The following is a 14253-nucleotide window of genomic DNA, read 5'->3' as shown; positions in this document are numbered from 1 at the left end:
AGGGAAGCCACAATTGCTCCCGCGCATTTTCCATCCTCCAAAAACGATAAAAGCCACCCGAAGGTGGCTTTTATCCGTTAAGCGGCGCTCGCTACGAAGCATCGCAAAACTCGTCAGGCAACACGAGGACTACTTAGTCCACCGCGCCCTTACGGCTTGCGCTGCGGCGCTCGTGTTCCTTCAGATAACGCTTGCGCAGACGGATCGATTGCGGCGTGACTTCAACGAGTTCGTCGTCGTCGATGAATTCGACTGCGTATTCCAGCGACATCTGGATCGGCGGCACGAGGCGAACTGCTTCGTCGGTACCCGACGAACGCACGTTGGTCAGCTGCTTGCCCTTGATCGGGTTCACGACCAGGTCGTTATCACGGCTGTGAATACCGATGATCATGCCCTCGTACAGCGGCTCGCCCGGCGACACGAACATACGGCCGCGATCCTGCAGCTTCCACAGTGCGTACGCGACTGCTGCGCCGTCGTCCTGTGAAATCAGCACGCCGTTACGACGCTCGCCCACCGCGCCTTCCTTGACCGGCTGATACGAGTCGAACGTGTGGCTCATCAAGCCCGTGCCGCGCGTGAGCGTCAGGAATTCCGACTGGAAGCCGATCAGGCCACGTGCCGAAATACGATACTCGAGACGCGTACGGCCACGGCCGTCCGACGCCATGTCGAGCATTTCGCCCTTACGGCGACCCAGTTCTTCCATCACGCCACCCTGGTGGCCGTCTTCCATGTCGACGGTCAGGTTTTCGTACGGCTCGTGCTTCACGCCGTCGATTTCCTGCATCACCACGCGCGGACGCGACACGGCCAGCTCGTAGCCTTCACGACGCATGTTTTCCACGAGAATGGTCAGGTGCAGTTCACCGCGGCCCGCCACTTCAAACGTGGTTTCGTCGCCGGTTTCCTTCACGCGCAACGCAACGTTGTGGTTCAGCTCTTTCATCAGGCGGTCGCGGATCTGACGGCTCGTGACGAACTTGCCTTCGCGGCCAGCCAGCGGCGACGAGTTGACCAGGAAGTTCATGGTCAGCGTCGGCTCGTCGACGGTGATCATCGGCAGCGCTTCCGGCTGTTCCTGTGCGCAGATGGTCACGCCAATGCCGATTTCTTCGATACCGTTGATCAGCACGATGTCGCCCGCTTCAGCGGAGTCGACCTGCACGCGCTCGAGGCCCTTGAACGACAGCACCTGGTTGATCTTGCGGTTCAGGATCGCGCCATCGGGACCGGAACGCACGGCAACCGCCATGCCCGGCTTGATCGTGCCGCGCGTGATGCGGCCCACGCCGATACGACCGACGTACGACGAGTAATCCAGCGACGTGATTTGCAGTTGCAGCGGCGCGCTCGGATCGGCCGGGCGAACCGGAACGTGTTGCAGCACGGCTTCGAACAGCGGGCGCATGTCGCCTTCGCGCACGTCAGGGGTCAGGCCGGCGTAGCCGTTCAGACCCGATGCATAAACGATCGGGAAGTCGAGTTGCTCGTCGGTTGCGCCGAGCTTGTCGAACAGGTCGAACGTCTGGTTGATCACCCAGTCGATACGCGCACCCGGGCGGTCCACCTTATTGATCACGACGATCGGCTTCAGACCGAGCGCCAACGCCTTCTTGGTCACGAAGCGCGTTTGCGGCATCGGACCTTCGACTGCGTCGACCAGCAGCAGCACCGAGTCGACCATCGACAGCACACGCTCCACTTCACCGCCGAAGTCGGCGTGACCGGGGGTGTCGACGATGTTGATGTGCGTGCCTTCGTACTCGACCGCGCAGTTCTTCGAAAGAATCGTGATGCCACGTTCTTTTTCGATGTCGTTCGAGTCCATCACGCGTTCCGTGACCTGCTGGTTTTCACGGAACGTGGAGGTCTGGCGGAGGAGCTGGTCGACGAGCGTGGTCTTGCCGTGGTCGACGTGGGCAATGATGGCGATGTTGCGTAGGGCGCGGGTCATAGGAAACCTGGAGACAGTTGAGTGCGCCGCTTGCTTATGCCGGTTGCTTACGGTTACTTGCTTGCTTCTAAACAACCACGAAACGACGACAAGCCCAAAGCGCACTTTTGGGAACCCAATATTGTAGCACGGGAGAATGAAGCTTTCTGGTATTCCCTGATAGCCCGGACAACTTCGACGTCGCGATGCGTAGGAACAACGATTACAAGGGTATCGGCTGCGCCCTACAGCAGGCTTCCCGCTCCTGGCCCCCAATTAAAGCGATTGGAAGAAAAAGATCCTTGCCTAAGCTGTAATAACGCTTGCCGCGTCAATCAACCGCTGACTATAATCCTGCCTAGTCAACCATTGCATTCGCACGAGAATCATGACGGAGCCGTCCCCCACCCCCACGCCGGACCTCAGCGAGTATCAGCTAGGTGAAAGCGTCGGCTATCTGCTGTCGCGAGTGAAGTCGACCATGTCGAACCTGGTCACGCAGCGCAGCATGGCCGAGTTGGGCATCACCAGCCAGCAAGGCAGCATCCTGTTTATGGTAGCGAGCGGCAAGTGCCTGCTGGCCGCCGAACTGGCCCGTGAATACGGCATCGACGCCAGCGCCGTCACCCGGCTGGTCGACCGGTTGGAGAAACGCGGCCTGCTGACCCGGGTGCGCAGCAATGAAGACCGGCGGGTCGTCCGCCTCGCGCTGACACCGGAAGGTCACGCTATCGCAGCCAGAATGCCGGGCATCTTCAACGGCGTGCTGGACGATCTGCTGGGCGGCTTCACCCCCGAAGAAGTGGGTTTTCTGAAGAGCATGCTACGTCGCGTGCTCGTCAATTCCGGCGAACAAACGGGACTAACCCGTGATGCAGCAAGCAATTTTGACAGCAAGTCGTAAGAAATTGCTTGCAGCGTCCATCATTACATTCCACTCAAAGAGTCGAGCGATGAAATCCCTTTCCCTGTCCGCGCCCGCGCTTTCGAGCCGGGCCGCTGTCGCCGCCGCGGTGACGGCGCTCGCCCTCACGGGGTGCGCGAACTACTTCGGTATGAAAAGCGACAAGCAGATGTCGTCGCCGGCTCAGTATGAGTCCACCCAAAGCCTGCCCGGCCAGGGCGGCCAGTGGCCGTCGCTCGACTGGGCCAACCAGTTCGGCGATCCGCAACTGCCCCAGCTGATTTCGGAAGCGCTCGACGGCAGCCCGTCGATCGCGCAAGCGCAGGCCCGTCTGGCCAAAGCCTCCTCGTATATCGAGACGTCGCGCTCGGCGCTGTTCCCGAAGGTCAACGGCAGCTATTCATGGACCCGCGAACTCTATTCAGCCAATTCGCTCTACCCGCCCCCGTACGGCGGCACCTGGTACAGCGAGAACAACGTGCTGGCCAGCGCGTCGTGGGATCTGGACCTGTGGGGCAAGAACCGTCAGCGTCTGGGCCAGGCCGTGTCGCAGGAAAAGGCGGCTGAAGCGGACATGCAGCAGGCGCGCGTGACGCTCGCGGCATCGGTGGCGAGCGCCTATAACCAGTTGGCGCAGCTTTACGCGTTCCGCGATATCGCCGCACGCGAAATCGCCAATCGTCAGGATATTGGCCGCATCACCAACGGCCGCGTGGCCGCCGGCCTCGACACCAACGTCGAGAGGCAGACGGCGAGCGGCAATATCGCGACCAGCCAGTCGAATTTGACCGAACTGGACGGCCAGATCACCACCGTGCGCTATCAACTGGGCGCGCTGCTCGGCAAGGGTCCCGACCGTGGCCTGCAAATCGCCAAGCCGACGCTTGGCAACGGCGCTGTCGTGGCGCTGCCCGACAACATTCCGGCCGATCTCGTCGCCCGTCGCGCGGACATCGTGGCCGCACGCTGGCAGGTCGAAGCGGCGATGCACGACGTGAAGGAAGCGAAAGCCGAGTTCTTCCCGGACGTGAACCTCGCCGCCGGTTTCGGTTTCGATGCATTCGGCTGGGGCCGTTTCCTGACCGCATCGAGCCGTCAGATCCAGTTCGGCCCGGCGATCCATCTGCCGATTTTCGACGCCGGCGCCTTGCGCTCGCAGTTGAAGGGCCGCTTTGCCGACTTCGACCTCGACGTGGCGAACTACAACCAGACGCTCATCGGCGCATTGCAGGACGTCGCGACGCAAGTCTCGTCGATCCGTTCGATCGACCAGCAATCGGGCGACGCACAACGCGCGCTCGACGCATCGACGAAGGCCTACCAGCTGGCCGTGATCCGCTACAAGGCCGGTTTGTCGCCGCAGTTGCAGGTGCTGACCGCCGACCAGAACCGCCTCTCCGCCGAACAGACGGTGACGAGCCTGAAGATGAAGCGCCGCGATATGCAGATCGGCCTCATCAAGGCGCTCGGCGGCGGTTTCGACGCGACGCAGACCGGCCTCGTGGTGCCGACCGATGCCCCGGCATCGGCCACCGCCGCGACCGCCGCAGCGAACTGAGCGCGCAACGCACCGAACACACGCACGAACATCCGAATAAACGACGACGCTTGAGAGAACCCGGAGCACATCAATGAGCACCCCCCAGCAGCCCGCCGCCCCGCAACAGCCGGCGAACAACGGCAAACGCAAGCGCATGATGACGCTGCTCGTCATCGTGATCCTGATTGCCGCGATCGCGTACGGCCTTTACTACTTCCTCGTCGCACGCTTCACCGAAAGCACCGACGACGCGTACGTGAACGGCAACGTCGTTCAGATCACGCCGCAAGTGACCGGCACCGTGGTCAGCGTGAATGCAGACGACACGCAAACCGTGAAGGCCGGCGACCCGGTCGTCGTGCTCGATCCGGCTGACGCACGCGTCACGCTCGAGCAGACCGAAGCGCAACTGGCGCAGACCGTGCGTCAGGTGCGCGGCATTTTCGTCGACGACAACCAGTACGCCGCGCAAGTCGCGCAGCGTCAGGCCGATCTGTCGCGCGCTCAGGACGACCTGAAGCGCCGTCTGACGGTCGCGCAAACCGGCGCGGTGTCACAGGAAGAAATCTCGCACGCCCGCGACGCCGTGAAGAGCGCGCAAGCCTCTGTCGACGCCGCCCAGCAACAACTGGCGTCGAACCGCGCATTGACCGCGAACACCACGATCGCGAGCCATCCGAACGTCCAGGCCGCCGCCGCGAAGGTCCGCGACGCGTACCTGAACAACGCGCGTAACAACCTGCCGGCACCGGTCACCGGCTATGTCGCGAAACGCTCGGTGCAGGTCGGCCAGCGCGTGTCGCCGGGCACCCCACTGATGGCGATCGTGCCGCTGAACAGCTTGTGGATCGACGCAAACTTCAAGGAAGTGCAACTGCGTCATATGCGGATCGGCCAGCCGGTTGAAATGACGGCTGACGTGTACGGTTCGTCGGTGGTGTATCACGGCAAGGTGATCGGCTTCTCGGCCGGCACGGGTTCGGCGTTCTCGCTGCTGCCCGCGCAAAACGCGACCGGCAACTGGATCAAGGTGGTGCAGCGTCTGCCGGTGCGTATCTCGCTCGATCCGGCCGATCTCGAGAAGCACCCGCTGCGCATCGGCCTGTCGATGCAGGTCGACGTGAGCATCAAGGACGACAACGGCGGCCACCTCGGCGACGCGCCGAACACGGTCTACCAGACCGACGTGTTCGCGAAGTTCGGCGACGAAGCCGATGCCGAAGTTGCCCGCATCATCGCGGAAAACGCCGGTCCGAATGGCGGCGCGAAGAAGTCGGCGCAAACCGGCGCCGACGCTGCTGTCCCGGCCGCCAAGCCGGCCAAGAGCTGATCCCAGCCGCGTGACGATTCAAACAAGGCTTCTTTAATGGCTCAGGCTCAGGCGCAGCTCCCTCACCCGCCGCTCGAGGGAGCGCAACTGGTAATCGGCACCATCGCGGTGTCGCTTGCCGTTTTTATGAACGTGCTCGACACGTCGATTGCCAACGTGTCGATCCCGTCCATTTCGGGCGATCTCGGCGTCTCGTCCGACCAGGGCACGTGGGTCATTACGTCGTTCGCGGTCGCCAACGCAATCTCGGTGCCGCTAACCGGCTGGCTCACCGACCGTATTGGTCAGGTGCGTCTGTTCATGGCGTCGATCATCCTGTTCGTGATCTCGTCGTGGATGTGCGGCCTCGCGCCCACCCTGCCGTTTTTGCTGGCGTCGCGCGTGCTGCAGGGCGCGGTCGCCGGACCGATGATTCCGCTGTCGCAAACGCTGCTGCTCGCCAGCTACCCACGCGCAAAAGCGCCCATGGCGTTATCGATGTGGGCCATGACCACGCTAATCGCGCCGGTGGCCGGCCCGATTCTCGGCGGCTGGATTTCCGACAACATCTCGTGGCCGTGGATTTTCTACGTCAACATTCCGGTCGGGATCATTGCGGCTCTCGCGACGTGGATGATCTTCCGCAACCGCGATTCGGTGATACGCAAAGCGCCGATCGACGGCGTCGGTCTCGGTCTGCTGATCGTCTGGGTCGGCTCGCTTCAGGTGATGCTCGACAAGGGCAAGGACCTCGACTGGTTTTCGTCGACGACGGTCGTCGTGCTGGCGCTGGTCGCGGTCATTGCGCTCGCGTTCTTTATCGTGTGGGAACTGACGGCGAAGCATCCGGTGGTCGACCTGTCGCTGTTCGCGCGGCGCAACTTCACCGGCGGGACCATCGCGCTATCCATCGGCTACGGGCTCTACTTCGGCAATCTCGTGTTGCTGCCGCTGTGGCTGCAAACCGACATCGGCTACACCGCGACCGAAGCCGGGCTGGTGATGGCGCCGGTCGGTCTGTTCGCGGTGCTGCTGTCGCCGATTACGGGCAAGATTTTGCCGCGCACCGATCCGCGCTATATCGCGACGCTGTCGTTTCTGGTGTTCGCGCTGTGTTTCTGGATGCGCTCGCGTTATACGACCGGCGTGGACACCAACTCGCTGTTGATCCCCACGTTGATTCAGGGCATCGGCATGGCGGGGTTCTTTATCCCGCTGGTGTCGATCACGCTGTCGGGTCTGCCGGGCAACCGGATTCCCGCAGCGTCGGGTCTGTCGAATTTCGTGCGGATCATGTGCGGCGGTATCGGCACGTCGATTTTCCAGACCGCGTGGGATCACCGTACGATCATGCATCACGCGCAACTGGCCGCGCAGGCTAACGTGTACAACCCGGTGTTCGATCAGTCGATCCGGCAAATGGGTGCGGCGGGTTTTAGTCAGTCGCAGGCGTACGGGCTGTTCAACACGATGGCCACGCAGCAAGCCGCACAGTTGGGCGTGAACGATCTGTTCTTCATGTCAGCCGGTATTTTTGTGGCGCTGATTGCGCTGATCTGGATTACCAAACCGGAACGCGCCGGCGGTGATGCGGGTGCGGCGGCTGCAGCGGCGCATTGAGATTCAAAGGCCGCCGTCTTCCTGATCTGACGGCGGTATGAAAAAGGCGGGACTGCTTTCGAGCAGTCCCGCCTTTTTTCGTACTGGCGTAGGTCGCCTGAGTAATCGCTTGCGATAACGCTAGCTAGCCGCCGTCACCACCAGCCGCTCCGGCGCAAGCACGCCCTCGCCTTGCTTCGCAACCCCCAACAAGCGGCCCTGCGCGGCATACACCCTCACGCGCGGTGCGTTCACGGCGTCGGAGGAAATCGTCAACTCCGACAGTTTCAGACGCTGGCCGTGCAGAAACCGCCGCGTTTCATCCTCGTTCAACTCGATACGCGGGAAGGTCGACAGCAACGCGTCCACCGGTTGCAGCCACGTGTCGCGCTCGGCTTCCGTCGCGTCCGACAACGCATCGAGCGTCACCGAATTCTCGAGCGTCAGCGCTCCGACTCCGGTACGCCGCAGCGCAACCAGATGCGCGCCGCACCCCAGCGCTTCGCCAATGTCTTCGGCCAGCGTGCGCACGTAGGTGCCCTTACTGCACGTCACGCGAAATGACACGTCCGGCAACGCACACGCGATCAATTCGAGCTTGAGGATCGTGACCTGACGCCCTTCGCGCTCCACAGTCTGACCGGCACGCGCGTACTCGTACAACGGCTTGCCGTCTCGCTTGAGCGCGGAGTACATCGGCGGAACCTGGGTGATTTCGCCGAGGAATTGCGGAAGCACCGCCTGCACCGCCGCCTCGTCGCACGTGACTTCGCGCGTATCGATCGCTTCGCCTTCGGCGTCGCCGGTGGTCGTACGAATGCCGAGGCGCATGGTGGCCTCGTAGGTCTTGTCGGCTTCGAGCAGGTCTTGCGAAAACTTGGTGGCTTCGCCGAAACACAGCGGCAGCAAACCGGTCGCGAGAGGATCGAGCGTGCCGGTGTGGCCCGCTTTTTTCGCCAGATAGAGACGCTTGGCGCGGATCAGCGCGTCGTTGCTCGACAGGCCGAGCGGCTTGTCGAGCAGCAGCACGCCGTCGAGCGCGCGACGCGGCACGCGGGGGCGTTGAGGTGCGGTCATGTCAAAAAAGCAGAGACTTCGATGGATACGGAAAACAGCACTAAACAGTGGCGCATTGCGTGTTGCGCGTAGAAACCAATACCACTGCCACGTCCGCGATTGCGGCTAACGCCGCGCTCAGTCTTCCTTGGCGCGCGAGGCGTTGGCTTCGTCGATCAGACGCGACATTTCGACGGCACGCTCGATCGTCTTGTCGTAGTGGAAATGCAGCGTCGGCACGGTATGGATGTGCAGGCGTTTGAACAGCTGATTGTGCAGATGACCGGCCGCGTGGACCAACGCTTCGAGAGTCTGTTGCGGGTCGCCCGTCAACGTCGTGAAGAAGACTTTCGCGTGCGCGTAGTCCGGCGTCAGTTCGACGCTCTGAATCGTGACAATGCCGATGCGCGGGTCCTTGACCTCGCGCAGCAGCTCGGACAGATCGCGCTGGATCTGATCGGCAATCTGCACATTGCGATTAGGGGAAGTACGTTTCTTAGGCATGGTGTTATGTGATCCGATCTGACGGATGCAAAAAAGTTGTTCGCGCGACCATGGTTTTCGACTAACCGGGCGGCCAATAGACAAATGGCCCGGTGGACAAAACCGGCCTGCGCGAAACGGCGGCCCCAAAAACAACGGGCGGAGCGGGCGTTAAAGCCCGCTCCGCCCGTTGAGCCGTGCCGCGTGAATTACAGCGTACGCGCGACTTCGGTGATCTCGAAGACTTCGAACTGATCGCCTTCGACGATATCGTTGAAGTTCTTGATCGACATACCGCACTCGAAGCCCTGGCGGACTTCCTTGACGTCGTCCTTGAAGCGCTTGAGCGAATCGAGCTCGCCCGTGAAGATAACGACGTTGTTGCGCAACACGCGCACCGACGACGAGCGCTTGACGAAACCGTCCGTGACCATACAACCGGCCACTGCACCAATCTTCGGTACCTTGAAGACCTGACGCACTTCGACCGTACCCGTCACGATTTCGCGCTTCTCCGGTGCCAGCATGCCCGACATCGCTGCCTTCACGTCATCCACTGCGTCATAGATGATGTTGTAGTAACGAATATCGACGCCGTTCGACTCCGCCAGCTTGCGAGCTTGCGCATCCGCACGGGTGTTGAAGCCGATGATGACCGCCTTCGATGCCGTTGCCAGGTTGACGTCCGACTCGCTGATACCGCCCACCGCGCCGTGCACGATCTGCACGCGCACTTCGTCGGTCGAAAGCTTGAGCAGCGACTGCACCAACGCTTCCTGCGAACCCTGCACGTCGGCCTTCACGATGAGCGGCATATACGCCACTTCGCCTTCGCCCATCTGTTCCAGCATGTTCTCGAGCTTCGCGGCCTGTTGCTTGGCCAGCTTGACGTCGCGGAACTTGCCTTGACGGAACAGCGCCACTTCACGCGCCTTGCGGTCGTCCGGCATGACGATGACTTCTTCGCCAGCCTGCGGGACTTCCGACAAACCCTGAATTTCGACCGGGATCGACGGACCTGCCGACTTGGTCGGCTTGCCGGTTTCGTCGAGCATGGCTCGCACACGACCGTAAGCGCTACCTGCCAGCACCACGTCGCCGCGGTTCAACGTACCCGACTGGACCAGGATCGTTGCAACCGGACCCTTACCCTTGTCGAGCTTCGCTTCGATAACCAGACCCTTGGCCGGCGCTTCGACCGGTGCCTTCAGTTCCAGCACTTCGGCTTGCAGCAACACGTTTTCGAGCAGATCGTCGATGCCCGCGCCGGTTTTTGCCGACACCGGAACGAACGGCGATTCGCCACCGTATTCTTCCGGCACGACGCCTTCCGCGACGAGTTCCTGCTTCACGCGCTCCAGATTCGCATCCGGCTTGTCGATCTTGTTGATCGCAACGACGAGCGGCACGCCGCCAGCCTTCGCGTGGGCAATCGCTTCCTTCGTCTGCGGCATCACGCCGTCGTCGGCTGCGACCACCAGAATCACGATGTCGGTTGCCTTCGCACCGCGAGCACGCATTGCCGTAAAGGCTTCGTGACCCGGCGTGTCGAGGAACGTAATCACGCCACGCGGCGTTTCGACGTGGTAAGCGCCAATGTGCTGCGTAATGCCGCCTGCTTCACCCGCTGCAACCTTCGCACGGCGGATGTAGTCGAGCAGCGAGGTCTTGCCGTGGTCGACGTGACCCATGACCGTGACGACCGGCGGACGCGGCAGAGCTTCCGCATCCGACACTTCGCCTTCGACCAGCATCGCTTCCGGATCGTCCAGCTTGGCCGCAACCGCGTGGTGGCCCAGTTCTTCGACGATGATCATCGCCGTTTCCTGGTCCAGCATCTGGTTGATCGTGACCATCTGGCCGAGCTTCATCATCGACTTGATGACTTCCGATGCCTTCACCGACATCTTGTGCGCCAGGTCGGCAACCGTAATGGTTTCCGGCACATGCACTTCACGCACGATCGGTTCGGTCGGCGCCTGGAACGTGGTGTTCTGATCCTGATGCTTGCCGCGACCCTTCGGGCCACCGCGCCAGCCGCGATCCACACCGCCGCTCGTGTCGCCACGCGTCTTGATGCCGCGACGCTTCGCTGCGTCGTCCTGCCAGCCGCCCTTGCCGCCGCCAGGCTTCTTCTTGTCGCCAGCGGACGGTGCGGTGGTGGCTGCCGGAGCCGCAGCAGCCGGCTTCTTCGCAGCCGGACGCGCCGCTGCTTCACCCGCCGGACGTGCCGGCTTGTGCAGCGTACCCTTGGCTTCCGCGGCCTTGGCCGGCTCGGCGGGCTTCGGTGCCGGTTCCGGCGCCTTGACCTGTGCCTTGCGCGGCGTATTCATCATTTCGCGGATAGCGCGTGCTTCGGCTTCAGCCGCTGCACGGCGCTTGGCGATCTGTTCCTGCTCGGCACGCGCTTTGTCGGCTGCCTGACGCGCAGCGTCTTCAGCCTTCTTCGCGGCTTCGCGTTGAGCAGCGCGTTCGGCCGCTGCCCGTTCGTCGTCCTGCTCGCTTTCTTTCGCGACTGCCGGCTCCGCAGCCTTGGCTGCCACTGCCGGTTCGACCTTTGCAGCAACAGGTTGCGCAGCTTGCGCAGTCTGCTGCGCCTTCTCGCGAGCTGCCGCCTCGGCCGCAGCCGCCGCGCGCTTCTTCGCCGCGTCTTCTTCCGCACGCTTGCGCTCGGCTTCAGCAGCCAGCTCGCGTGCCTGACGCTCCGCTTCTTCGCGCTCGAGTTGTTCCTGACGCGCCTTCAACTCCTGAGCCTGCTTTTCGAGCAGTTCAGCTTCGTGACGAGCTTCCTCTTCACGACGTTGAAGTTCGAGGTCGTCGACCTCGGCTTCGGCCACATGATTCGATGCATCCCCGCCTTCGGCCGAGGCTTCGTCGCGGCGGACGAAAGTACGCTTCTTACGCACCTCGACCTGAATGGTGCGAGCTTTGCCCGTCGCGTCGGATTGTTTGATCTCCGACGTATGCCGTTTCGTCAGCGTGATCTTGCGCTTGTCCGCATCAGTCGAGCCGTGAGACTTGCGCAAGTGGTCGAGCAGACGCGCCTTGTCCGTTTCGGACAAGCTGTCGTCTTCGCTCGCTTTTGTGACGCCCGCCGCCTGCAGCTGCTCGAGCAGCACGCCTGCAGGCATTTTCAGTTCCGCGGCAAATTGGGCTACGTTGTTACTCGCCATTCATTCCTCTTAATGCAAGGACCGATTCCTTGCGGTTAGCATCGGGTCATGCGGCCTGACGGCCGCGTTCAATTTAGTGCGCCATGGTCATTTCTCACTGGAACCAGTGTTCACGTGCTTTCATGATCAACGCCTTAGCGGCATCCTCTTCCATTCCGGTCATCTCGACCAGTTCATCCACGGCCAGTTCGGCGAGTTCGTCGCGCGTCTGCACCTGATGTTCAGCCAGCTTTGCGAGCAGGTCGGCGTCCATGCCGTCCAGGCTCTTCAGGTCGAGTGCTACATTTTCGACCTTTTCTTCATTCGCGATAGCTTGCGTGAGCAACGCGTCGCGCGAGCGGTTACGCAGTTCGTGAACGGTGTCTTCGTCGAATGCTTCGATTTCGAGCATTTCGTTGAGCGGCACATAAGCGATCTCTTCGAGGCTCGTGAAGCCTTCGTCGATCAGGATGTCGGCAACTTCTTCGTCGACATCGAGACGCGCCATGAACAGGTCACGCAGTACACCGCGTTCCTGATTCTGCTTTTGCGCAGATTCGTCCGGCGTCATGATGTTGATCTGCCAGCCGGTGAGTTCGCTGGCAAGACGCACGTTCTGGCCGCTGCGGCCGATCGCGACCGCCAGTTCGTTTTCGTCTACGACGACGTCCATCGAATGCTTTTCTTCATCGACGACGATCGACTGGACGGCTGCCGGCGCGAGCGCGCCGATCACAAACTGTGCGGGATCTTCCGACCATAGCACGATGTCGACGTTTTCGCCACCGAGCTCGTTGCGCACAGCCTGCACGCGCGAGCCGCGAATACCGACGCAGGTGCCGATCGGATCGATGCGCTTGTCGTAAGCGACCACGCCGATCTTGGCGCGGACGCCCGGATCACGAGCCGCCGCCTTGATTTCCAGCAGGCCCTGTTCGATTTCCGGCACTTCCATTTCGAACAGCTTCATCAGGAATTCGGGCGCCGTACGCGACAGTTCGATCTGCGGACCGCGAGCGGTGCGATCGACCTTGGCGATATAGGCGCGCACGCGGTCGCCCACGCGCAGGTTTTCCTTCGGAATCAGCTGATCGCGGCGCAGCAGCGCTTCGACACGGCCGGTTTCGACGATGAAGTTACCCTTGTCGAGGCGCTTCACCGAGCCGGTCATGATGTGCTCGCCGCGCTCGAGGAAGTCGTTCAGGATCTGCTCGCGCTCGGCGTCGCGCACCTTCTGCAGGATGACCTGCTTGGCGGCCTGCGCGCCGATACGGCCGAATTCGATCGACGGCACCGGTTCTTCGATGAACTCGTCGAGTTGAATCTCGGGTTGCTGTTCACGTGCTTCGAACAACAGAATTTCCTGATCCGGCTCCTGCAAACCGGCTTCATCCGGCACCACTTTCCAGCGGCGAAACGTTTCGTGCTCGCCGCTTTCACGGTCGATGTGGACGCGGATGTCCGCGTCTTCTTCGAAGAGTTTCTTGGAGGCCGAAGCGAGAGCCGCTTCGAGCGCGGCAAATACCACGTCTTTGTCGACATTCTTCTCGCGTGCCAGCGCATCCACCAGCATCAACACTTCGCGACTCATTGTTTGCGGCTCCTAAAGTCAACTTGCGGAACGAGGCGCGCTTTGTCCATGTCCGCGAGCGTGAAATCGAGCATCGCGGCGCCTTCCTTCCCTTCAAATTCCAGACCGATCGTCTCGCCTTGCGGAGCATGCAGGATGCCCCGGTACGATTTCCGTCCGTCCAATGGCTTTTTCAATGTGATTACCGCTTCGCTGCCTGCGAAGCGTTCGAAATCCGCCAGTTTCTTCAGCGGGCGGTCGAGACCGGGCGACGACACTTCAAGCCGCTCGTAATCGATATTTTCGACCGTCAGAACGTGCTGGAGCTGACGCGTGACTTTCTCGCAGTCTTCGATCGCGATGCCGGCCGGCTGGTCGATATAAATGCACATCATGCCGCGCCCGGTGCGCTCGAGATCGACGAGCTCGTAGCCGAGTCCCACGACCGTGGTTTCAATCAGTTCCGTCAGTTGCACATTGCCCTCTTAGATGTTCGCGCAGCGAGCCTGCCGCTTGTTTTGCAAACAACCAATGCGGGCCGCGCGCCAAGCCGGCGCACGTTCGTGCGTACCCGAGATGCCGAACCACGATTAACTGAGCGGCAAAAAAAAATGGGCTAAACGCCCATCATCTTATTACCGGTGGTCGCACCTGAGCCGCACATGAAAAGCCGCACGCCCAGCGACTTCGCGATTGTAGCC

At 61.8% G+C, this 14253-nt stretch carries 9 protein-coding genes and 1 pseudogene; 4 read left to right on the top strand and 6 right to left on the bottom strand.

Annotated elements, in window-relative coordinates; translation table 11 throughout:
* Positions 1–133 precede the first annotated feature (133 nt).
* A complete protein-coding gene (gene typA / locus BLS41_RS07655) occupies positions 134–1960 on the bottom strand; it encodes a translational GTPase TypA (RefSeq protein ID WP_074763754.1) in 1827 nt (608 codons plus the stop codon).
* 367 nt (positions 1961–2327) lie between these two features.
* On the opposite strand from typA, the gene BLS41_RS07650 reads away from it, so the two are divergent.
* The 4 genes and pseudogenes from BLS41_RS07650 to BLS41_RS07635 all read left to right on the top strand — a co-directional run.
* The gene (locus BLS41_RS07650; protein ID WP_074763753.1) at positions 2328–2843 is read left to right on the top strand and encodes a MarR family winged helix-turn-helix transcriptional regulator; all 516 of its coding nucleotides are present in this window, start codon (positions 2328–2330) and stop codon (positions 2841–2843) included.
* Positions 2844–2892: 49 nt separating this feature from the next.
* Positions 2893–4401 carry an efflux transporter outer membrane subunit gene (locus tag BLS41_RS07645; RefSeq protein WP_074763752.1) on the top strand — a complete coding sequence of 503 codons (1509 nt, stop codon included), beginning with the start codon at positions 2893–2895 and terminating at the stop codon, positions 4399–4401.
* A gap of 73 nt (positions 4402–4474) precedes the next feature.
* Complete coding sequence (locus BLS41_RS07640) at positions 4475–5713, top strand: HlyD/EmrA/EmrK family protein (protein ID WP_074763751.1); 1239 nt, start codon at positions 4475–4477, stop codon at positions 5711–5713.
* Positions 5714–7312, top strand: a pseudogene (locus tag BLS41_RS07635) (DHA2 family efflux MFS transporter permease subunit); the annotation flags it as partial.
* Between the two features lie 120 nt (positions 7313–7432).
* On the opposite strand, the gene truB reads toward BLS41_RS07635, so the two are convergent.
* The 5 genes from truB to rimP form a co-directional block, all read right to left on the bottom strand.
* The gene (truB, locus tag BLS41_RS07630) at positions 7433–8368 is read right to left on the bottom strand and encodes a tRNA pseudouridine(55) synthase TruB (RefSeq protein WP_074763749.1); all 936 of its coding nucleotides are present in this window, start codon (positions 8366–8368) and stop codon (positions 7433–7435) included.
* Between the two features lie 117 nt (positions 8369–8485).
* Complete coding sequence (gene rbfA, locus BLS41_RS07625; RefSeq protein ID WP_074763748.1) at positions 8486–8851, bottom strand: 30S ribosome-binding factor RbfA; 366 nt, start codon at positions 8849–8851, stop codon at positions 8486–8488.
* A gap of 188 nt (positions 8852–9039) precedes the next feature.
* A complete protein-coding gene (gene infB, locus BLS41_RS07620) occupies positions 9040–12003 on the bottom strand; it encodes a translation initiation factor IF-2 (RefSeq protein WP_074763747.1) in 2964 nt (987 codons plus the stop codon).
* Positions 12004–12097: 94 nt separating this feature from the next.
* Positions 12098–13573 carry a transcription termination factor NusA gene (gene nusA, locus BLS41_RS07615; protein WP_074763746.1) on the bottom strand — a complete coding sequence of 492 codons (1476 nt, stop codon included), beginning with the start codon at positions 13571–13573 and terminating at the stop codon, positions 12098–12100.
* The gene (rimP, locus tag BLS41_RS07610) at positions 13570–14028 is read right to left on the bottom strand and encodes a ribosome maturation factor RimP (RefSeq protein WP_074763745.1); all 459 of its coding nucleotides are present in this window, start codon (positions 14026–14028) and stop codon (positions 13570–13572) included. The genes nusA and rimP overlap by 4 nt, the downstream gene beginning before the upstream one ends.
* Between the last annotated feature and the right edge of the window lie 225 nt (positions 14029–14253).

Source organism: Paraburkholderia fungorum, assembly GCF_900099835.1.
GTDB lineage: Bacteria > Pseudomonadota > Gammaproteobacteria > Burkholderiales > Burkholderiaceae > Paraburkholderia > Paraburkholderia fungorum_A.
This window is presented reverse-complemented; position numbering and strand designations above follow the sequence as displayed.

Excerpts from the sequence above, each read along its gene's own strand:
- typA (WP_074763754.1), bottom strand. The coding sequence starts at position 1,960 with ATGACCCGCGCCCTACGCAACATCGCCATCATTGCCCACGTCGACCAC.
- BLS41_RS07650 (WP_074763753.1), top strand. The coding sequence starts at position 2,328 with ATGACGGAGCCGTCCCCCACCCCCACGCCGGACCTCAGCGAGTATCAG.
- BLS41_RS07645 (WP_074763752.1), top strand. The coding sequence starts at position 2,893 with ATGAAATCCCTTTCCCTGTCCGCGCCCGCGCTTTCGAGCCGGGCCGCT.
- BLS41_RS07640 (WP_074763751.1), top strand. The coding sequence starts at position 4,475 with ATGAGCACCCCCCAGCAGCCCGCCGCCCCGCAACAGCCGGCGAACAAC.
- truB (WP_074763749.1), bottom strand. The coding sequence starts at position 8,368 with ATGACCGCACCTCAACGCCCCCGCGTGCCGCGTCGCGCGCTCGACGGC.
- rbfA (WP_074763748.1), bottom strand. The coding sequence starts at position 8,851 with ATGCCTAAGAAACGTACTTCCCCTAATCGCAATGTGCAGATTGCCGAT.
- infB (WP_074763747.1), bottom strand. The coding sequence starts at position 12,003 with ATGGCGAGTAACAACGTAGCCCAATTTGCCGCGGAACTGAAAATGCCT.
- nusA (WP_074763746.1), bottom strand. The coding sequence starts at position 13,573 with ATGAGTCGCGAAGTGTTGATGCTGGTGGATGCGCTGGCACGCGAGAAG.